Below are 20,351 nucleotides of genomic sequence, written 5' to 3'. Positions count from 1 at the left end.
GGCTAATGGCTTCTTGCTTTTAGCTTTGTTTAGTTAATATTTACTTTTTATTTCGATTTAATATTTAAAGCTAAAAGCCAGTAGCTAATAGCCAACAGCGTTTTAATGGTTGATTTGTCCGTCTTCTAATTGGTACAGGTTAGGTAAATTTCTTCCTAATTCATCATAATCCAATCCGTAGCCTAAAACAAATTTGTTTGGAATTTCTTTTCCGATATAATCCAGCTTGAAATCTTTCTTATATACTTCGGGTTTCAAGAGGAATGAAGCAATTTTTACAGATTTCGGACGTTGTGTTTCATTAAAATATTTGAAAAGACTTTCAACCGTATTTCCGGTATCCACGATATCTTCTACTAAGATGATGTGACGGTCTTTTACGTCCTTTGTTAATTCCATTTTCTGGTAAACGATTCCTGTAGATTCAGTTCCTACATAAGAACTCATCTGGATAAAAGCAATCTCACATTCTCCAGGATAATGCTTCAAAAGGTCTGAAAAGAACATAATGACTCCGTTCAAAACCCCAATGAAAACAGGAACTTCATCCTTATAATCTTCATAAATTTTTAAAGCCGTAGCTTTTACAATCTTCTGAATCTCGGCATCCTCCAAATAAGGAACGAAAGTTTTGTCGTGAACTTTAATACTCTCCATAAAATTTTTAGTAGGCTGCAAAGTTAAGGATTTTTGACGAAAGTTTTTTATGACTTTAAGAAGGATTGTGTTTGAGGGTTTTAGAGTTTTTTGTGTTAATGGGTTTTGTATTTTGCGTTTTGTCATTCAGAACGAAACGTAGTGGAGTGAAGAATCTACTTTAAAATGAGACTTAAAATTATTTTATAAGATTGCTTTGTTATTTTGTTCTCAATGACCTACTTAGAGTAAAAATTTCCCTCCTTTGGAGGGGTGGCGAAAATTTCAAGAAAATTTTTGACGGGGTGGTTTATTTTCAATGTTTTCACATTACAGTCTTCCATTTATTTGTCATTCCGTAGGAATCTAAGCCCCAATTTTCCATAATATATTTCTAATACTAAGTTGAGATTCCTACGGAATGACAAACTCTATATTTATCTCAAATTTTGAAAAAATGACAAATATCCTAGCCCCGATTGCAACGGCATCCTTTTGCGAAGCAAAAGATATAGTGGAAAGCGGGAAAAAGCTTCTTAAAAAATAAATTAGGTTAGAGAATGGGCTGGAAATTTTATGAATGTTTTGAAATACTTAAAAATCACTATCTTTGCAATTCACAAAACCCAAAATACCAGGATGTAGGATACAGTTTCTTTCAGATTTTATAGACAATAACGACCGAAGTTATTGTAGTTTTAACTTTAATTACAGAAAGAAATTATGTTTTTTTTACACCATATATCCTTTGGGTTTCCCACGGGAAATCTGCTATTTAATTCTATCAATTTAACGATACCATCACATTCAAAATCGGCTTTGGTCGGAAGCAACGGCATGGGAAAATCTACCTTGCTGAAAATCATGGCGAAAGAAATTGAACCTTTGGAAGGCGACATCAATATCCAGGGTGATTTGTTCTATGTTCCGCAGATGTTCGGGAATTTTAACGATTTGACGGTCGCAGAATGTTTGAAAATCAATAAAAAACTAGAAGCTCTTCAAAAAATTACGAATGGGGAAGTGAATGAAATTTATTTTGAGACACTAAATGACGACTGGGACATCGAAGAACGTTGTCAGCAAGCTTTACAACATTGGAAACTCGAAAATTTAGATTTAAATCAAAAATTGGAAAACCTCAGTGGCGGACAAAAAACGAAGGTTTTTCTGGCGGGAATTCAAATCAATCAGCCAGACATTATTTTACTGGACGAACCGACGAATCATCTTGATCTGGTAGGACGAAATCTGTTGTATGATTTTATTGAAAAAACGAATTCAACCGTTGTGATTGTCAGTCATGACCGTGCTTTACTGAATTTGGTTGATACGATTTTCGAATTAAGCAATCAGGGAATTTCGACGTATGGCGGAAATTATGATTTTTATGCTGAACAGAAAGAAATCGAGAATGAAGCCTTGCAAAACGATATTCATTCCAAAGAACGGGCGCTGAAAAAGGCAAAAGAGAAGGAACGCGAAACGCTGGAACGAAAACAAAAACTTGATGCACGAGGAAAAGGGAAGCAGGAAAAATCGGGCGTGGCGAGAATCATGATGAATACGCTGCGGAATAATGCCGAGAAAAATTCTTCGAAATTACAATCTGTTCATGCCGAGAAAATCAATGATATTTCCGGGGATTTGCGGGATTTGCGTTCGTCTGTGAGAAATGCGGATCAGATGAAGGTGAATTTTAATGATTCGAATCTGCATTCGGGGAAAATTTTGATTTCGGCGGCGGAAATTAATTTTAAATATAACCAACAAAATCTTTGGAAAGAAAACCTCAGTCTTGAAATCCGAAGCGGTGAAAGAATTTCGATTAAAGGTTCGAACGGCTCCGGAAAAACGACGTTGATTAAGCTGTTGTTGGGAGATTTACAGCCTTCTGTTGGGAAGATTTCAAGATCGGATTTTCAGACGATTTATATTGATCAGGAATATTCTTTGATTGATCAACAAGCGACAGTTTATGATTTTGCCCAACAGTTCAACGATAATGCGTTGCAGGAATCTGAAGTGAAAACCTTATTGTCAAGATTTTTATTCGGAAAGGAAACCTGGGGCAAAAAATGTGATGTTCTGAGTGGCGGAGAACGCCTGCGATTGCTACTGTGTGGGCTTTCCATCAGCAATAAAGCACCCGATATGATGATACTTGATGAACCGACGAATAATTTAGACCTCCAAAATGTAGAAATTCTGACAAATTCTATTAAGGATTATCATGGAACTTTGGTGGTGATTTCGCATGATGGGGTGTTTTTGGAGGAGATTGGAGTGGACAGAGAATTGAAATTAAGTTAATGATTGTACTTGTATTCAATATCGAAAGGCTTTAGAAACTGGAATTATCATAAAAATCCCGGATGATTATATCCGGGATTTTGTTTTTTTTATCTTAAAAGGATTGTTTTTTTTCGGAAATTGCACCCGGAAATGTCTGTTTTTACTGTTTTAAAATCCAGTGAAAAATTCCATTTAGAACCTCTTCCCGTATTTCCTCATTTAAAATCTCATGACGCATTTCCGGATAAAGTTTTACCTCTACATTCTGAAAGCCGTCAATCTTTAAATTGTTAACGGTACGCATCACTCCTTTCCCAAAATCACCAATCGGATCATTTTGTCCGCTTATGAATAAAAAAGGAAATGACTTAGAAATAGAAGAAGCCCAGTCTCTTGCAGTTGCTTTTTTATAAATGGTAAATAAAGTGTAAAAAGCATTATGGGTAAACGGGATTCCGCAAAGTTCATCCTGTTCAAAAATTTTTCGGTTTTCAGGATTTATACTGAGCCAGCTGGTATCGCTAAAATTTTTATCCTTTTTAAAATGCTTGTTATTGACACTCGTAAAAACAGAATTCAAAAAAGTACGATGACGAGGTGCAACGATATTGGCTAATGATAAATAAGCTCTTAATATATTTATCCCCGGTAAAGGTCCTCCGGTTCCTGTAATAATGGCTCCTGAAAATTTATTGCCTGCCTTTTGAAGAAGACGGCGTGTAATAAAAGACCCCATAGAATGCCCTAAAATAAAGTGTGGAACCTCCGGATACTGTTCTGCAAGATGATCTGCCATCATTTCTGCATCTGCCACAAGTCTTTCATCCGGTTTTTCAAGCTGGAAGAATCCAATGTCTTTTTTCTCCTTCACCGATCTCCCATGTCCTAAATGGTCATACGTCAATACAGCAATACAATGAGCCGCAAAATATTCTGCAACTTCTATATATCTCCCGCTGTGCTCCTGCATACCGTGAACAATGAGCAGGGTGGCTTTTGCTGTTTCCGGAGAAAACAAGGTGTAGAAAAGCTTTGACTCACTGTTTGTTTTTGATGAGAGGTAGGCTGTGGTTTGGGATACTGACATAAGAACTTATTTAGATACTAAAGATATAAAATAATAAAGCGCTAGATATCTTCAAAATGACTGGATATAAACATTATTCAGCAAAGCCGTATTTATTTTTTATTTCAGTAATTTTTTCAAGATTTCCAAACGAAAAAAGAGTTCTTTTGGCACCACTATTTATACTATGGCAACAGGATATCGGAACAAAAGCGTTTTCAGATTTCCCTGATTGTAGAAGTGTCTTTAAAAGTTCTGTTATTGCTTTTTCTCTATTGTTTTTTATTTTATTCATTTCGATAAAATATACCTTATCGTTAAGGATTACAAATTCATTATATAATGTATTGTCATTGAACGAGATAAATATGCTGTTGTTGTCATTAACTACCTTGAAATTATCACCATAATAATCGGTATAGAATTCTAGGTGGTTGAGTTCTCCCTTAGAATATTTTTTTGCATTGATTAATACACTTTCAAGAAGATCAATTTCATAACCTGCATCACTGGTATATAGGTCAAAGATTTCTAATTGGTTATCTTTCAGTGTAGAAATAAAAGCATTAAGCACTTGGAGCCTTTCTGGTTGTATGTATATTGAGGGTTCATTGATGCTTTTTATCTTTTTCTGTTCTTTATTTTTAAGATAAAGAAAGGTTGCCCTGTCGTTATTGAGATTGTAATATTCGTAAAAGGCATTTTTTAGCTCATTGCTTTTTATATAATGTTCAACCCATATATTAAATTTTTTTTGATCCAGTTGATATAAAGTCTCAGCTGCTGAAAAAACGTCTCCATTGCTTCTGGTCATACCCGATTTATCGCTACTGTAGTCTTTATATGAAAGCTTGTTTTCAAAAGAGGAGAAGATATATTCCAGTTGTTTATTGTCTGCCTGTAAGATACTTCTTTGGTCCAGGACAAATAAAACTTTATTGAAATAATCATAATCATTAATTAATTTCTGGAACGTTTTTTCGGAAGGATCAATACCATATTTCCATAGAATAAAATCTGAAGTTATATTCTTTATTCCCAGTTCATTTAGCTTCTGTATATAGGGAACAATTCTTTTGTCGTCCGCTTTTATCATTACGGTAATAAAATCAAGACTCATCACATCGTGAGGATCGTTCATGAACCCAAAACTTTGAAGATAAAAGGTTTCGTTGCTTTTAATATAATTGGTAAGGTCCGCATCGGGGAATTGAATACGTTTGTCAATGAACTCAAAAGCATAGTCAATGGCTTTTTGCTTTTCCTCGGTGTCATAACTGTCGATCAGTATGGAATTGATGGCGTTGTAAAATAACCGGTAATTATTTTTATTAACGTACTGAGGATTACTAATAGCTTTATCAAAAATGTACTTTAAAGATTTTTGATAATCCTTTACATGAAAATGCATGCATATTGTTGAGAATGCACCTAGTTCGGATTTACAGTTTCCTGAAACCAGAAAATTTTCTGCAATGGTGAGATATTCCGGATTTTCGAATCGACAAAGTAAAGTAATGATCTTTTGCTGCAAATCAGCACTGTCAGTTTGATGAAGTGTTTTTGTTAACAGATCAATTAGTTCCTTACTGTTAATCTTCCCGAATTGCTGATAACCGTAACTAGTCGGGGAATAATATTGCTGGAATAATTCATTTATTTTAACAGAATCATTGGATTCTAAAATCGCTATAATCTTTGGAATAGCTTTTTGATCTTCGTCAATTAATTGTTGCAATAAAGAAGAAGAGGGATAAGTAAGGTTTTGTGAATATATTTTTTGCTCCTTTTTTTCGGAAATATATTTTGAAATTTTCTGAGTGAGTAGTTTATTGTCAATCGTCAAAATACCATTGTAATCTTTTTTACCTTTTTTTAAAATTTTGATCTGCTGATAAATAGAGACACTGTCCTGGAGGTATTTTTTTTGCTGCCCAGAGCTGAAATTACTTATTAAAAGGAATGCGAATACTGATAATATCTTATAGGTCATAGTTAATTGCTGGATTCTGGAAAATCAAAGATACAAGAATTAAGATTTTGTACATTAAATTTATACTGTTCCGGCTAATTTAGATGAATTACGAATTGTTATATTTTATTTTTTAATTCACGTTTTCGTTTCATCCAAAAATAAAATCCATCACAAATTTGCGCACCCAATTTTTTAAAAGTAATTTTGCATGAATCTAAAATAAAAGTAAAATATGTCAACTTACGTAGTTGTAGGTCTTCAGTATGGAGATGAAGGTAAAGGAAAAATCACGGATGTTTTATCGGCAAAATCGGATTACGTTGTACGTTTCCAGGGTGGGGACAACGCTGGTCACACGGTTTATGTAGGTGAAGAGAAATTCGTTTTGCACCTTCTTCCATCGGGAGTTCTTCAGTGCAAAGGGAAGTGTATCATTGCCAACGGAGTAGTGGTAAATCCTAAATCTTTCATTAAGGAGGTGAATCAGATCGAGAGCAAAGGCTTAAAGACAGATCACATTTTCATCAGCAGAAGAGCGCATGTCATCATGCCTTACCACATTCTTTTGGATACTTACCGTGAAGAAGAGCACGGAGGAACGCAGATCGGAACGACGAAAAAAGGAATCGGACCTTGCTATGAAGATAAAATTGCAAGAGTAGGGATCAGAATGATCGACCTTCTGAATCCTGAAATTTTAAGAGATAAAATCGAGAAAAACTTAAAAATCAAGAATTCTCTATTTGAAAAATACTACGGAAAACCGACATTAGACGTTGAGGAAATTTACAATGAATATTTAGAGATCGGAAGACAGCTTCAGGACAGAATCGTTGATACGGAACTGGAACTTAACGAAGCAATCAGAGACGGTAAAAACGTTTTATTCGAAGGAGCACAGGCTTTAATGCTTGATATCGACTTTGGAACCTATCCATATGTAACTTCATCTTCTCCATCTACAGGAGGAGTTTGTTCAGGAGCGGGAGTTCCTCCAACATCACTTCAAAACTTGATCGGTGTTGCAAAAGCCTACTGTACAAGAGTGGGTAACGGACCTTTCCCATCAGAATTAGACAACGAATTAGGAGAAAGCATCAGACAAATCGGTGGTGAATTCGGTGCAACTACAGGTAGACCTAGAAGAACAGGTTGGTTGGACCTTGTTTCTTTGAAGCACGCTTGTATGATTAACGGGATCAATAATCTTGTAATTACGAAATTAGACGTTCTGACAGGAATTGAAAACCTAAAAGTAGTTACTCATTACAAAACGGAAGACGGAAAAATCATCGATTATTTCACTTCTTCAACAGAGAAATTATACAATTACGAGCCAATCTACCAAGATCTACCGGGTTGGAAAGAAGACATTACAAAAGCAAGAAGCTATGATGAACTTCCACAAACGGCTCAGGAATACATCGAGTTTATTGAGAAGTATTTAGGAATCAACGTTTATCTAGTTTCTGTTGGTCCTGAAAGAAGCCAGAACATCATCAGAAAAGAATTATTTTAAAATAATTTCAGATATTTTGAAGTCCCGCTTTAAGCGGGATTTTTTGTTTTTATATGAACTGCTGAATATATTTATGACATAGTTAAATTTCAAATATTTTACCGTTTGTTTTGCTTTTGTGAAATATTGATAAATTTTTGGCAAATATTTTGATAGACGTTTGGTGTTTAATTGTCAGTATTTGGAAAACTGATAATTTATTTTTTAACAGTTTAAATTTTTAGTGATGAAACACCTACACCAAAATCAAGAATTTCGTTTTAATGAAGTTTTATTTGAGCACCGTAATAAGGAGTACGGCGCCTATGTTTTAAGAAATGAATCAGACAGAATATTAACAAAAGCACTTTTTGTAGGTGTGAGTTTATTGGCTGCAGTTTCTATTACGCCATTTGTGATTAATGCATTTAAATCGTCTGGTCCTATTGAAAAAATACCTACTTCAGGACCCTTCATTATTACAGATGTGTATGAGCAACCAGATACACCACCAGTGAAAGTTGAACCTGTGAAGCCGACCACTCCTCCGAATGTGAAAACTTACGATTCAAGAGTTGCTGAGCCTAAAAGGGATGCAGTTGAAAGTGAGAAAAAGAAAATCCCGGATGATGCAGTGGCAGGATTGAGTACTAATTTAAAAGCGGATCCTGCCCCAATAAATACATATGTTCCTCCAACGACTATCCCTACTAGTGGTACTGGTCCTGTAGCTCCATATATAAAACCAGAAGCTCCTAAAGTTGATAAAAATAAAATAGAAACAGAGCTAAGTGCAGAAGCTAATTTTAGTGGGGGAATAGAGTCTTTCAGAAATAAAGTAATGAATAACTTTGACGGTTCAGGTTTCGAATCCGATGGTATCATGAGAACAACAATTACTTTTATTGTAGAAATTGACGGAACCATTTCAGGAATTAAAGCAAGTGGTGCCAATGCTGATTTTAACAATGAAGCCATTAGAACCATAAAAGCTATTTCAGCAAAAGGAAAATGGACCCCAGGAAAAAATAAACAGGGGGAATCCGTAAGAAGTGCTTTCAAATTTCCGATATCTATGAAGTTTGATAATTAATCAACTGAAAACAAATCATAACACTTATCCACAAAGAATTTTTTTTGTGGATAATTTTTTTTATTGCTAAAAGTCTTATTAACAATATTTTAACTCTATTTTTGATTTTGTGACTCGCCTAGAGCAAAGAAAAAAGTGTATTTTTGAATCTTAAAGTTCTAAGAATGGCAAAAATCATAGGTATCGCTAATCAAAAAGGAGGTGTTGGAAAGACTACAACCGCAGTGAATTTAGCAGCAGCATTAGGGGTATTGGAAAAGAAAATATTAATTATTGACGCTGATCCTCAGGCGAATGCTACCTCAGGTTTAGGAGTTGATGATGTTCAGTATTCTACTTACAACTTATTGGAGCATAGTGTGGATACAAGAAGCTGTATCAAGCAGACGGCAACTCCGAATCTTGATATTGTACCCTCCCATATCGACCTGGTAGCAGCTGAAATTGAGCTGGTAGACAAAGACAACCGTGAGTATATGCTGAAAAAAGCATTAGAAAGCGTAAGAAATGACTACGATTACATCATTATCGATTGCGCTCCGAGTTTAGGTCTTATTACCGTGAATGCTCTTACCGCTGCAGATTCTGTAATCATCCCGATTCAGTGTGAGTATTTTGCATTGGAAGGTTTAGGGAAATTATTGAACACCATTAAAAATGTTCAGAAAATTCATAATAAAGATTTAGATATCGAAGGCCTTCTTTTGACGATGTACGACAGCAGATTGAGACTGTCTAACCAAGTGGTGGAAGAAGTAAACTCACATTTCCCTGAAATGGTATTTGAAACTATCATCAGCAGAAACGTAAGATTAAGCGAGGCACCGAGTTTCGGAGAGAGTATCTTAAACTACGATGCAGAAAGTAAAGGAGCTGTTCAGTACATTCAGCTGGCGGAAGAAGTTTTACTGAAGAACGAAAAATTAGTAAAGAATTAAAAAGCAAATAGCCAAAAAGCTAAAAGCAAATATGAAGGATAAAAAAAGAGCGATGGGACGCGGTTTAGGTGCTATTCTTAGTGCTGAATCCAAAGCGACAATTAACTCTGCTACCGATGCGGGAGCAGATAAATTTGTGGGGAATATTGTAGAAGTATCCCTAGAAGATATTTATCCGAACCCGACCCAGCCAAGAACTTATTTTGACGAAAAAGCCTTAAATGAACTTGCTCAGTCTATTAAGAATTTAGGAGTTATTCAGCCTGTTACTTTAAGAAAAGACGGAGAAAGATTCGAAATTATCTCAGGGGAAAGACGTTTCAGAGCGAGTAAAATTGCCGGTCTTACCAGTATTCCTGCTTATATTCGTCTGGTGAATGATCAGGAGCTTCTGGAAATGGCTCTTGTTGAAAATATTCAGAGAGAGGATCTGGATGCCATTGAAATTGCGCTTACTTATCACAGGCTTTTAGAAGAAATTGGTTTAACCCAGGAAAATCTTAGCCAGAGAGTAGGGAAAGACAGAAGTACCATTACTAACTCAATAAGATTGTTAAGATTAAGTCCGGATATTCAGAACGCAATAAGAAGCGGAGAGATTTCAGCTGGACACGGTAGAGCTATTATCAGTTTGGAAAGTGAAGAACATCAGCAGATCTTATTTGATTTAATTATCAAAGAAAAGTTGAATGTTCGTCAGGCTGAACAGGCGGCTACAGCGCTGAAAAATCCGAAATCACCTGCTGCCAAAAGAGCAAAAACAGAACTTTCCAATAATTATAAAAGAGTTCAAAAAACAATATCTGATATATTAGATGTAAAAGTGGAGATTAAAACCTCAGGAAATGGTAAAAAAGGTAAAATTGTTCTGGATTTCAAAAATGAAGACGAACTGGAATATATTTTATCCCATATAAAATAAATGAAGAAAATATTTTTCACATTTTTTCTGTGTCTGTTTGCAGTGGCTTACTCACAAGTAATACCTAATGATACCATTAAGGTGGATTCTGTTGTGAGTGAAGAAAAACCAGTAGCACAGCCTAAAAAACTTCTTAAATCTGAATCCAAAATTGTAGAAGATTTGGAGAAAGCAAACGGGCCTACCAGAAAAACAATGAAGCTAAATCCTACCAGAGCAGGTCTATATTCAGCTGTGTTACCCGGATTAGGCCAGTTTTATAATAAAAAATACTGGAAAATTCCAATCGTGTGGGGAGCTGTAGGAACCGGAGTTGGGATCGCGATCTGGAATGACAATCAGTATAAAAAATACCGGGGATATTATCTGGATAAATTGAATGGAAGACCCAATGAGTTTCTAGCCGATAAACCTTTCCTGGATAAAACTGCTTTAGCAAATTCACAAGATAGGGCAAAAAGGCAAAGAGATTACGCTATCGCCATTTCAGGATTGATTTATATTCTGAATATTGTAGATGCTGTGGTAGACTCTCACCTTTATGAAAGCCGTCATGATCCGGATCTTTCTTTCACGCCCGCAGTCATTCAGGACCAATATGGAATTACCCCTCCAAAAACGGGGCTGAGTTTAAGTTATAGATTTTAATACATTATACATAATTTCTGGATTTAGTATAATTAAAATAATAAAAGCATATGAGAATAGCATTAGTTGGATATGGTAAAATGGGTAAAATCATCGATGAGATTGCTCAGAAAAGAGGTCATGAAGTTGTTGCCCGCCTAAAAGAAACTCCAACTGCTGAAAATCTTAATCATCCCGATGTTGTTATAGAATTTTCGCTTCCCGAAGTGGCATTTGATAATGTAAAAGCATGTCTTGAAAATAATATTCCAGTAATATGCGGTACAACAGGATGGCTGGAAAAAAGAGTTGAGATCGAAAAAATTGCTGTTGAAAATAATACGGCTTTTTTATACGGATCCAATTTTAGTTTGGGAGTAAATTTATTTTTTGCTTTAAACGAAAAACTGGCAGACTTAATGAAAAATGTAGTTGAGTATTCTTGCCAACTGGAAGAGATTCACCATATTCATAAAAAAGATGCACCAAGCGGAACGGCGATTTCGATTGCTGAAGGTATTTTCAAACACAATAAAAAGTTTGATGCCTGGAAATTGGATGAAACGAAGGATAATCAGTTAGGTATTTTTGCCATTCGTGAAGATGAGGTTCCCGGAACTCACAGCGTTTTTTACAGAAGCGAAGTAGATGAAATTGAGATCAAGCATACTGCTTTCAACAGAAACGGTTTTGCGTTGGGAGCTGTAGTCGCTGCGGAATGGATTAAAGATAAAAAAGGAAATTTTGAAATGAAAGACGTTTTAGGTCTTTAATTTTGTAACAAAATCCTTACATTGTAAACTAATTAGTAGTACATGATCAATGATAAAATAACCCGTTGCTCATTACAGATTACTTATATTATAGATTAGGCACAAGAATTTTATGAATTATTTTTTAACGTACACAGTTTATGTTCTCATCTTATCTGTATTGATGGGGATTTCCACATGGAAACTGTTTAAGAAAATGGGATATAGTCCGCTATTTGCTTTTATCCCTTTCTATAATTATTTCATTATTTTAAAAGAAACAAAACATCCGAAATGGTGGGCGGTTTTATCCTATTTACCAATTGTAGGGCCTATTATGATGTCTGTTTTTCACATTTATTTAATGAAGAAATTTGGAAAAACCCTTTTCCAGCATCAGCTTCTTACCGTTATTCTTCCGTTCATTTATATGGCAAGTGTCAACTATTCTAAAGATGCGGAAGTAGAAGATGAAAGTACAAATGACCTATTCTTAACAGACGAAGAAAAAAATACGAAGAAAAAAGACACTTTTGTAGGGTCTATTACTTTTGCAGTAGTTTTCGCTACCATTATCCATGTTTTTGTTACCCAGCCATTCGGAATTCCTACGGGATCTATGGAAAGAACACTTTTAGTAGGTGACTTCCTTTTCGTAAACAAATGGAGCTATGGATACAGGCTTCCGATGCGTCCGGTTGCGATCCCTTTCTTACAGGGAACCATTATGGACACAGGAGAAAAAGGAAACCCTAAAGATGATCCAAAATCTTATGTGGATGCAGTAAAGCTTCCTTATGAGAGAATTTTACAATTTAATAAACCTCAGAGAAACGATATTGTTGTTTTCAACTATCCTCAGGATTCTGTACATACTGCTATTGATAGAAAAGATCCGTATGTAAAAAGATGTGTAGCTGTCGCAGGTGACACTTTTGAGATGAGAGCAGGAAGACTTTTTGTAAATGGAAAGCCAGAAAAGATTCTTGGAGACCAGGAAGAACAGCATTCATTTATTATAGAGACGGGTAGTGAAATTGATATTAAAGACCTGTTTAAAAGGTTGGAATATATATCAATTGTTCAAGTTGATAGTGAATCTCCATATTTTCAGGATAAAATTGTAAAATACAAAATAAATCCTAAGAATACAGTTTATGTAATGCAATTAACTGATAAAAGATTGCAGGCAATCAAATCTCTTCCTCAAGTTATTTCAGTTCATGAAGATATATTAGATAAAGGGTATGCAGCTGTTGCTTATAGAGATGCAATGAGAACGAAAATAGATACGACTCAATCTATTTATCCTATTAATAAGCCTTGGAATCAGGATTGGTATGGACCGCTTAAAATTCCTAAAAAAGGAGATGTTGTTACAATCAATCAAGAATCTCTTCCAATGTATCAGTGGATTATTTCCGAATATGAACATAACAGCCTTGAAAATAAAAATGGTAAAATTTTTATTAATGGAAAACAAACTAATCAATATACCATCAAACAGGATTATTATATGATGGTTGGGGATAATAGAGATGCATCCCTAGATGCTAGGTTTTTTGGTGTTGTTCCTGAAGAAAATATTGTTGGAAAACCTATGTTTACGTGGATGAGTATTGAAGGTGCATTTAATGATTCTGGTGCTTCTTTTCAAGCTGATGGGTGGAGAATCCGTTGGGACAGAATGTTTAAAGCAACCAATACAGGAGAGGCCAATAAAACTTCATATTGGTGGATTGCAGCAATGATTCTTATCCTGTTCTTCGGTTGGGAATACTTTGTAAAACTTTTCAGAAAGGATAAAAAAGAAGAAAATTTATAACGAAATAAAATAGAAAAAAATGAAGTATTTGAAAAAATACTTCATTTTTGCTTATGAATATGACGAATGTATTATTACCGGTATTTTATTTACCACCCATTTCCTGGTTTTCAGTATTGTTAAATCCTGAAAATGAAATCGTATTTGAACAGTTTGAGAATTTTCCCAAGCAGACCTATAGAAACAGAGCGAATATTTTCGGAGCAAACGGAAAATTGTCTTTAATTATCCCGATCAATCATAACGGAAAAAGGGAATTGAAAGATATTGAAATCTCTTACAGGGAAGATTGGAGAGCCCTTCATTGGAAATCTATTAAAACAGCTTATCAGAGTTCTCCTTATTTCGAATTTTATGAAGATAAACTAAAGAAAATATTTGATCTGAAAGAAAAGAACCTTTTAGATTTCAATTTAAAAGCCCTGGAGATTGTGCAACAGATCCTAAAAACAGAAAAGGCATATTCTTTGAATACAGAGTATATCAAAAATTCTGAAGAGATCAATTTAAGAGAAAAATTTTCAGCAAAACAACCTTCAGCATTTGAAATGGATGAATATTATCAGACGTTCTCAGATAAGCTGGGTTTTATACAGGATTTGTCAATTTTAGACCTTATCTGTAACAAAGGGCCTGAATCTTTGACTTATATAAGAAATATTAAACAATCATACTAAAATGAAAAAGATATTATTAGCTGCTGTTTTTTTAACAGGTTTTAGTTTTACTTACGCTCAGGAGGCTAAAGGTAATGTTGATCCAAAAGAAGATAAAGATTTGATGACTTGGTATCATAAAGATTTTTCTTCTGCCAAAGTATATGGAGTAAACACAGAGAATGCTTACAAATATTTAGAATCTAAAGGATTAAAACCTAAAACGGTTGTTGTAGGGGTTTTAGACAGTGGAGTACAGGTGGATCATCCGGGGTTGGTAAAAAACATCTGGTCTAATCCTAATGAAGTTCCCAATAACGGAAAAGATGATGACGGAAACGGATATATTGATGATGTTCACGGATGGAACTTTATCGGTGGGAAAAATGGCGATATTGATATCGACAATATGGAAGTGACGAGAGTGGTTGCGAAATACAAGCCGATCTTCGAAGGTGATGATTCTGCTAAAAACAAAGCGAATCAAGCTAAAATGCCTGAAGATTTTGAAATGTATATGAAGGCTAAAGATCTTTTCTCTAAAAAAAGTCTTGAAGCAAAGCAAGGTTTCCAGACGTATACAATGATTAACGAAGCCATTCCTTCAATGGTAAAATTGTTGGGAGGAAAAAACGTTACTCCGGAAAATGTTGCGGCTATTAAAACAACTGATCAGAAAGAGGCTATGATTCTTCAGGTATTGAAGCAAGTAGCTGCAAGTCCTGAATTCCAAGGGAAAACTCCAGCTGAATTCGAAAAAATAATGAAAGATCAGATGAAAGAAGCTCTTGATTATTTTGGTCCTCAGGCAAAACAATACGATTTATCTTATGATCCCAGAAAAGAAATCGTAGGAGATAATTACGATGACTATTCTGAGAAAAATTACGGAAATAATCATTATGAAGGTCCGGATGCAATGCACGGAACTCACGTTGCAGGTATTATCGCAGGTTTGTCTCAAGGAAAAGAAATCCAGTATGGGGTAGCTTCAAAAGTAGCTAAAATCATGTCGGTGAGAACCGTTCCAAATGGAGATGAAAGAGATAAAGATGTGGCAAATGCTATCAGATATGCGGTTGATAACGGTGCTAAAATTTTAAACATGAGCTTTGGAAAGCCAGTTTCTCCGGGCAAAACTGTAGTTTGGGATGCTTTTAAATATGCTCAGGATAAAGGAGTTCTTTTAGTAAAAGCTGCAGGTAACGAAAATGAAGACGTTGCTGAACATCTAGCATATCCTACCAATTTTAAAAATGTTACCGATGAAAAACCATTTGTAAATAATGTAATTGTAGTAGGAGCAAGTACCAATAAAAATGATGCTTTAAGAGCTGGTTTCTCTAACTACAACAAAAAAATGGTAAACGTTTTTGCTCCGGGTGACGAGATTTATTCTACAGTACCTCACAATGAGTACAAATACTTACAGGGAACTTCAATGGCTTCTCCTGTTGTAGCAGGTGCAGCAGCTGTTTTACTGGCATATATGCCAACTCTTACTCCGGCTCAGATTATTGAATCTCTAGTTAAATCCAGTAATCCTAACACAACAGAAGGATTTGCAGATTTTTCTCAGGCAGGCGGTGTTATTGATGTGAAAAAAGCAGCAGAGTATGCTTACACTCATTTTTACAACGGTAAATCTGGTGATGTAAAAAAGGCTACGAAATCCGTAAAAAAGGCTGTTAAAAAATAACTTATCTTCGCTTTTAACAGTATATAGATATAAAGTCCGAAATTTTCGGACTTTTTTTGTTTTTATTTGTTATTTTGGCACGGTTTTTTGTAACTTTATTATAACAAAATAATAAACAACAAAATGAAAAAGTTACTACTTGCAGGGATGTTGGGAACATCACTTTTTGCAGTGTCTTGTTCCTCAGTTAACAACGCAAAAACATCACAAAACCAAAGATCAGAGTTCCTTAAAATGAAAGGTGACTGGCAAATCGTAAGCATCGATTATGATAAGCAGTTCAAGATTAAACCTTTTGATGAAGGAGCCGACGCACAATGTTTCGTAGGAAGCCATTGGAGACTAATTCCAAACAATTGGTCAGGTGCATATACTTTAAATGGTGGTGGATCTTGCCCGGCAATTACGCAGCCTATTAAGATTGATGTAAAAAACGGCAACACTTTTGAGTTTAAGAAAATAGCTGAGGGAACAAAAGCAAAGCAAAATACAGCAGGATATACTTTAACATTGATTAACCAGGCTACAGATCAATTCTCACTAGAGCAAAACATTCCTTTTGACGGAGAAAACGTAAAAGTTGTGTACAACTTCCAGAGAACAGGAATGAAATAATTAACTTAAATATTAAAAAAATGAAATTTACAAAAACATATATCGGAGCTCTTTTTTTATCATCAGCTTTGTTACTAACAAGCTGTGAGGCTGTACAAAATTCTAATCACCAGCAAAGAGGTACTGCAGTAGGGGCTGCATCCGGAGCAATTATTGGAGGTATTTTAGGAAATAATGTCGGAAAAGGTAAAAATGCGGCATTAGGAGCGGTTTTAGGAGGAGTGATTGGTGGTGTTGCCGGTAACGTGATCGGTAGTAAAATGGACAAACAAGCCAGAGAAATTAAAGAAACTTTACCTGGAGCTGAAGTAGAAAGAGTAGGAGACGGTATCAAAATTACATTGAACGAAAGTATTGTAAACTTTGATTTTGATTCTTCTAACCTAAAACCGGCATCCATTACTAATTTGGATAAACTTGCTCAGGTATTGATCAACAATCCTGATACCAATATTAATATCTATGGTCATACAGATAGTAAAGGTGCTGATGACTATAATATGAGACTTTCTGAAAGAAGAGCTAATGCTGTAAAAGCATATTTATCTAGTAAAGGCATCGCTTCCAGCAGACTATTTGCCTTAGGCGAAGGTGAAAGTATGCCGGTTGCATCTAACGATACCGAAGAGGGTAGAGCTAAAAACCGTAGAGTGGAATTTGCAATTACTGCAAATGAGAAAATGATCAACGATGCTCAACAAGGGCAGTAGTTTAAAATTAAAACATAAATGTTGTAACAAAGAAACCGCTTCAGCGGTTTTTTTGTATTTTTATACCAATCAATTCTAAAATTTTTATTTTTGTAACTGAAACAGCATAAATGAAGAAATATTTAAAGCTACTTAGAGTAGAGCAGTGGGTGAAAAACCTGTTTGTATTTGTTCCCCTTTTCTTTTCGGGTAATATCCAGAATCTGGATTTACTTACTAAAAGTATTTTTGCATTTATCATTTTCTCCTTGGCAGCCAGTTCGGTGTATATTTTAAACGATTATAATGATATTGAAGCCGATAAAAAACACCCGGAAAAAAGAAGACGTCCATTAGCAAGCGGTGCAATTTCCAAGGGTAAAGCATTGGGAATTTTGGTAGGTATATTTATTACAGATATTTTACTGGTATTTGTTGCACAAATGTATTTTAATCAGATCCTATGGAAGTTTGCCTTGATCATCCTGGCTTATCTTGCAATGAATTTGGCATACACCCTTAAGCTGAAACATGTTCCCATTGTAGATATTTTTATCATTGCTATTGGTTTTGTATTAAGGGTTTTAGCAGGAGGATATATTACGGGAATAGAGATTTCACAATGGGCCATTTTATTGACTTTTGTATTGGCTTTGGTATTGGCAATCGGGAAACGAAGAGGAGAGCTTATCAATGCTCAGGTTTCCGGAAAAACGAGGAGAGCTTTGGACGGGTATAATGTGCAGTTTGCAGATATTGCATTATCCATTTCTATTGCTTTGGCCATTGTATGCTATCTTATGTTTACATTATCGCCTCAGATTCAGATGAAATTGCATTCCGGGGTATTTTATACCGTTATATTTGTGGTATTTGCTTTTTTGAGGTATTTACAGCAGACTTTAGTATACAACAGAACAGAATCGCCTACAAAAATTGTTTATAGAGACAGGTATATACAGGTAACTTTAATATTGTGGGTTGCTGCATTTTTAATTCTAATTTACTTTAAAAAATGAAGCCGAATTTCGTACAAAAGGTTACAAACTGGGGAAACTTTCCGGTAGTGGAAAAAGAGATGAAATCGGACGATAGTTTTGATAAAATCAAAGATTTTATCCTGACTCATAATGAAGTAATAGCAAGAGGAAACGGGAGATGCTATGGAGATGCATCACTGGGAGAAAGTATTTTTTCAACAAAAAAATTAAATAAATTCATCAGTTTTGACCGTCTGAATGGAATTATCGAATGCGAATCAGGAGTTTTACTTTCAGAAGTATTGGAAATTTCAGTTCCACAGGGATATTTTTTATATGTAACTCCCGGAACCAAATTCGTTTCTGTTGGTGGAGCAATCGCGTCTGATGTTCATGGAAAAAATCATCATGCAGAAGGCTGCTTTTCGGAATATGTGATAGAGTTTAAATTAATGATTGAAAATGGAGAGATCATTACATGTTCCAGAGAAGAAAACTCAGAAAAATTTTGGGCAACCATCGGAGGAATGGGACTTACAGGAATTATTCTTTCCGCTAAATTTAAACTTAAAAATATAGAATCTGCCTATATCCGTCAGGAAAGTATTAAAGCAGACAACCTGGATGAGATCTTCAAATTATTTGAAGAAAGTGAAAACTGGACTTACAATGTGGCCTGGATTGACTGTCTGCAGACAGGGAAAAATATCGGAAAAAGTATTTTAATGCGAGGTGAACATGCTTTTCCGCATGAGCTTCCGCAAAACTTAAAAGAAAAACCTTTACGGTTAAAGAAAAAGTTTGAACCTACTGTTCCGTTTTATTTTCCCGGTTTTGTTCTAAATAAATTTACGGTTAAGGTTTTTAATCTGTTATACTTTAAAAAGCAGACAAAAAAAGAAATTAAAAACATTGTTGATTATGAAACATTTTTTTATCCGTTAGATGTAGTCAATGATTGGAATAAAATCTATGGTAAGTCAGGATTCATTCAGTATCAAATGGTTATTCCTAAAGAAAAAGGAAAAGAAGGAATGAAAAAAATTCTTGAAACCATTTCCAGAAGTGGAAACGGTTCGTTTTTGGCGGTTTTGAAGCTTTTTGGGAAAAATAATCCGGAAGCTTACAACTCTTTTCCGATGGAAGGCTATACTTTGGCACTGGATTTCCGGGTGAATTCAAAACTTAAAATGTTAATCGGAAAGCTGGACGATATCGTTCAGGAATTTGGGGGCAGAATTTATCTTACTAAAGACAGTATGAGCAAATCATCTCTGACCAATTATCTTAGAAATATTCAGAATTCAAAATTTGTGTCTCTGCAGCATAAGAGAATCATTAATAATAATCAAGGCTCATGATCGTTTTAGGAAGTACGTCTGAAGTCGCACAGGCATTTGTAGAAAAAGCGTTGCAGGAAGGTGAAAAATTTGAAAAAATCTATCTTTTTACCTCAAATAAAGAGACAACGGAACGATTTGCCAGACATATTGATGTGAAATTTCTACAGCAGTCTGAAATCATCGAATTGGATCTGACGAAAGAAATCGATTATAATGTATTTGAAAATATCAATTCAACTTTATTATTTTGTGCCATAGGATACTTGGGCGAAGGAACAAAAGAAGGGTTGTATGACAATAAAAATACACAAAGAATTATAGAGATTAACTATTCAAAGTTGATTCCTGTGATCAATTACTTTGCTCACAAATTTGAAAACAGAAGATCCGGAACAATCATAGGACTTTCTTCTGTGGCAGGAGACCGTGGAAGACAGAGCAATTTTATTTATGGAAGTGCAAAAGCAGCCTTTACAGCTTATCTGAGTGGTTTGAGAAACTATCTTTTTGATAAGAAAGTGCATGTCATTACAATAAAACCAGGTTTTATGGCCACTAAGATGACAGAAGGGTTGCCTTTGAACCCGAAATTGACAGCTAGTCCTAAACAAGCAGCTGACTGCATTTATAAAGCATTCAAAAAACAAAAAAATATTGCATACGTTTTGCCGGTTTGGAGCGTTATTATGATGATCATCAGAAATATTCCTGAATTTATATTTAAAAAATTAAAGCTGTAGCT

18 protein-coding genes are annotated in these 20,351 nt (G+C 35.0%); 15 read left to right on the top strand and 3 right to left on the bottom strand.

The window, feature by feature from the left end; translation table 11 throughout:
• Positions 1 to 102 precede the first annotated feature (102 nt).
• Positions 103 to 657, bottom strand: a complete 555-nt coding sequence (gene hpt / locus CLV73_RS16700) for a hypoxanthine phosphoribosyltransferase (protein ID WP_100378026.1) — start codon at positions 655 to 657, stop codon at positions 103 to 105.
• Positions 658 to 1,359: 702 nt separating this feature from the next.
• On the opposite strand from hpt, the gene CLV73_RS16695 reads away from it, so the two are divergent.
• On the top strand, positions 1,360 to 2,949 hold the full coding sequence (locus CLV73_RS16695; protein ID WP_100378025.1) for an ABC-F family ATP-binding cassette domain-containing protein: 1,590 nt from the start codon (positions 1,360 to 1,362) through the stop codon (positions 2,947 to 2,949).
• Positions 2,950 to 3,091: 142 nt separating this feature from the next.
• On the opposite strand, the gene CLV73_RS16690 is transcribed toward CLV73_RS16695, so the two are convergent.
• On the bottom strand, positions 3,092 to 4,018 hold the full coding sequence (locus CLV73_RS16690; protein ID WP_100378024.1) for an alpha/beta fold hydrolase: 927 nt from the start codon (positions 4,016 to 4,018) through the stop codon (positions 3,092 to 3,094).
• 73 nt (positions 4,019 to 4,091) lie between these two features.
• Positions 4,092 to 5,990, bottom strand: coding sequence for a hypothetical protein (locus CLV73_RS16685; RefSeq protein WP_100378023.1), 1,899 nt, complete (start codon positions 5,988 to 5,990; stop codon positions 4,092 to 4,094).
• Positions 5,991 to 6,204: 214 nt separating this feature from the next.
• On the opposite strand from CLV73_RS16685, the gene CLV73_RS16680 reads away from it, so the two are divergent.
• From CLV73_RS16680 to CLV73_RS16615, 14 genes are all read left to right on the top strand, one after another.
• Positions 6,205 to 7,491, top strand: a complete 1,287-nt coding sequence (locus CLV73_RS16680) for an adenylosuccinate synthase (protein ID WP_100378022.1) — start codon at positions 6,205 to 6,207, stop codon at positions 7,489 to 7,491.
• A 226-nt stretch (positions 7,492 to 7,717) separates the two neighbouring features.
• The gene (locus CLV73_RS16675) at positions 7,718 to 8,563 is read left to right on the top strand and encodes an energy transducer TonB (protein WP_100378021.1); all 846 of its coding nucleotides are present in this window, start codon (positions 7,718 to 7,720) and stop codon (positions 8,561 to 8,563) included.
• A gap of 164 nt (positions 8,564 to 8,727) precedes the next feature.
• Positions 8,728 to 9,501, top strand: coding sequence for a ParA family protein (locus tag CLV73_RS16670; protein ID WP_100378020.1), 774 nt, complete (start codon positions 8,728 to 8,730; stop codon positions 9,499 to 9,501).
• A gap of 31 nt (positions 9,502 to 9,532) precedes the next feature.
• Complete coding sequence (locus tag CLV73_RS16665; RefSeq protein ID WP_100378019.1) at positions 9,533 to 10,423, top strand: ParB/RepB/Spo0J family partition protein; 891 nt, start codon at positions 9,533 to 9,535, stop codon at positions 10,421 to 10,423.
• Entirely contained in the window at positions 10,424 to 11,071 is a 648-nt protein-coding gene (locus CLV73_RS16660; protein ID WP_100378018.1) for a DUF5683 domain-containing protein, read from the top strand.
• Between the two features lie 50 nt (positions 11,072 to 11,121).
• The gene (gene dapB, locus CLV73_RS16655; protein WP_100378017.1) at positions 11,122 to 11,823 is read left to right on the top strand and encodes a 4-hydroxy-tetrahydrodipicolinate reductase; all 702 of its coding nucleotides are present in this window, start codon (positions 11,122 to 11,124) and stop codon (positions 11,821 to 11,823) included.
• 112 nt (positions 11,824 to 11,935) lie between these two features.
• Positions 11,936 to 13,627 carry a signal peptidase I gene (gene lepB / locus CLV73_RS16650; RefSeq protein WP_100378016.1) on the top strand — a complete coding sequence of 564 codons (1,692 nt, stop codon included), beginning with the start codon at positions 11,936 to 11,938 and terminating at the stop codon, positions 13,625 to 13,627.
• Between the two features lie 53 nt (positions 13,628 to 13,680).
• Positions 13,681 to 14,304: a WbqC family protein gene (locus CLV73_RS16645; RefSeq protein WP_185116786.1), complete on the top strand. Its 624-nt coding sequence runs from the start codon at positions 13,681 to 13,683 to the stop codon at positions 14,302 to 14,304.
• 1 nt (position 14,305) lies between these two features.
• Entirely contained in the window at positions 14,306 to 15,982 is a 1,677-nt protein-coding gene (locus tag CLV73_RS16640; protein ID WP_100378015.1) for a S8 family serine peptidase, read from the top strand.
• Between the two features lie 123 nt (positions 15,983 to 16,105).
• On the top strand, positions 16,106 to 16,597 hold the full coding sequence (locus CLV73_RS16635; protein ID WP_100378014.1) for a hypothetical protein: 492 nt from the start codon (positions 16,106 to 16,108) through the stop codon (positions 16,595 to 16,597).
• A gap of 20 nt (positions 16,598 to 16,617) precedes the next feature.
• Complete coding sequence (locus tag CLV73_RS16630; protein WP_100378013.1) at positions 16,618 to 17,307, top strand: OmpA family protein; 690 nt, start codon at positions 16,618 to 16,620, stop codon at positions 17,305 to 17,307.
• Between the two features lie 110 nt (positions 17,308 to 17,417).
• Entirely contained in the window at positions 17,418 to 18,305 is an 888-nt protein-coding gene (locus CLV73_RS16625) for a decaprenyl-phosphate phosphoribosyltransferase (protein ID WP_100378012.1), read from the top strand.
• Positions 18,302 to 19,627 carry an FAD-binding oxidoreductase gene (locus CLV73_RS16620; protein ID WP_100378011.1) on the top strand — a complete coding sequence of 442 codons (1,326 nt, stop codon included), beginning with the start codon at positions 18,302 to 18,304 and terminating at the stop codon, positions 19,625 to 19,627. Before CLV73_RS16625 ends, CLV73_RS16620 begins: the two co-directional genes overlap by 4 nt.
• A complete protein-coding gene (locus CLV73_RS16615; RefSeq protein ID WP_100378010.1) occupies positions 19,624 to 20,349 on the top strand; it encodes an SDR family NAD(P)-dependent oxidoreductase in 726 nt (241 codons plus the stop codon). The genes CLV73_RS16620 and CLV73_RS16615 overlap by 4 nt, the downstream gene beginning before the upstream one ends.
• Positions 20,350 to 20,351: the final 2 nt, after the last annotated feature.

This window comes from Chryseobacterium geocarposphaerae (assembly GCF_002797535.1).
Lineage (GTDB): Bacteria > Bacteroidota > Bacteroidia > Flavobacteriales > Weeksellaceae > Chryseobacterium > Chryseobacterium geocarposphaerae.
The sequence above is the reverse complement of the archived record's forward strand: the minus strand, read 5'-3'. Positions and strand labels throughout refer to the sequence as shown.

What these genes read in the sequence shown, in the direction of transcription:
- dapB (WP_100378017.1), top strand. Translation starts at nt 11,122, where the DNA reads ATGAGAATAGCATTAGTTGGATATGGTAAAATGGGTAAAATCATCGAT.
- CLV73_RS16695 (WP_100378025.1), top strand. Translation starts at nt 1,360, where the DNA reads ATGTTTTTTTTACACCATATATCCTTTGGGTTTCCCACGGGAAATCTG.
- CLV73_RS16675 (WP_100378021.1), top strand. Translation starts at nt 7,718, where the DNA reads ATGAAACACCTACACCAAAATCAAGAATTTCGTTTTAATGAAGTTTTA.
- CLV73_RS16620 (WP_100378011.1), top strand. Translation starts at nt 18,302, where the DNA reads ATGAAGCCGAATTTCGTACAAAAGGTTACAAACTGGGGAAACTTTCCG.
- CLV73_RS16685 (WP_100378023.1), bottom strand. Translation starts at nt 5,990, where the DNA reads ATGACCTATAAGATATTATCAGTATTCGCATTCCTTTTAATAAGTAAT.
- CLV73_RS16665 (WP_100378019.1), top strand. Translation starts at nt 9,533, where the DNA reads ATGAAGGATAAAAAAAGAGCGATGGGACGCGGTTTAGGTGCTATTCTT.
- CLV73_RS16635 (WP_100378014.1), top strand. Translation starts at nt 16,106, where the DNA reads ATGAAAAAGTTACTACTTGCAGGGATGTTGGGAACATCACTTTTTGCA.
- lepB (WP_100378016.1), top strand. Translation starts at nt 11,936, where the DNA reads ATGAATTATTTTTTAACGTACACAGTTTATGTTCTCATCTTATCTGTA.
- CLV73_RS16670 (WP_100378020.1), top strand. Translation starts at nt 8,728, where the DNA reads ATGGCAAAAATCATAGGTATCGCTAATCAAAAAGGAGGTGTTGGAAAG.
- CLV73_RS16660 (WP_100378018.1), top strand. Translation starts at nt 10,424, where the DNA reads ATGAAGAAAATATTTTTCACATTTTTTCTGTGTCTGTTTGCAGTGGCT.
- CLV73_RS16625 (WP_100378012.1), top strand. Translation starts at nt 17,418, where the DNA reads ATGAAGAAATATTTAAAGCTACTTAGAGTAGAGCAGTGGGTGAAAAAC.
- CLV73_RS16630 (WP_100378013.1), top strand. Translation starts at nt 16,618, where the DNA reads ATGAAATTTACAAAAACATATATCGGAGCTCTTTTTTTATCATCAGCT.
- CLV73_RS16640 (WP_100378015.1), top strand. Translation starts at nt 14,306, where the DNA reads ATGAAAAAGATATTATTAGCTGCTGTTTTTTTAACAGGTTTTAGTTTT.
- hpt (WP_100378026.1), bottom strand. Translation starts at nt 657, where the DNA reads ATGGAGAGTATTAAAGTTCACGACAAAACTTTCGTTCCTTATTTGGAG.
- CLV73_RS16690 (WP_100378024.1), bottom strand. Translation starts at nt 4,018, where the DNA reads ATGTCAGTATCCCAAACCACAGCCTACCTCTCATCAAAAACAAACAGT.
- CLV73_RS16615 (WP_100378010.1), top strand. Translation starts at nt 19,624, where the DNA reads ATGATCGTTTTAGGAAGTACGTCTGAAGTCGCACAGGCATTTGTAGAA.
- CLV73_RS16645 (WP_185116786.1), top strand. Translation starts at nt 13,681, where the DNA reads ATGAATATGACGAATGTATTATTACCGGTATTTTATTTACCACCCATT.
- CLV73_RS16680 (WP_100378022.1), top strand. Translation starts at nt 6,205, where the DNA reads ATGTCAACTTACGTAGTTGTAGGTCTTCAGTATGGAGATGAAGGTAAA.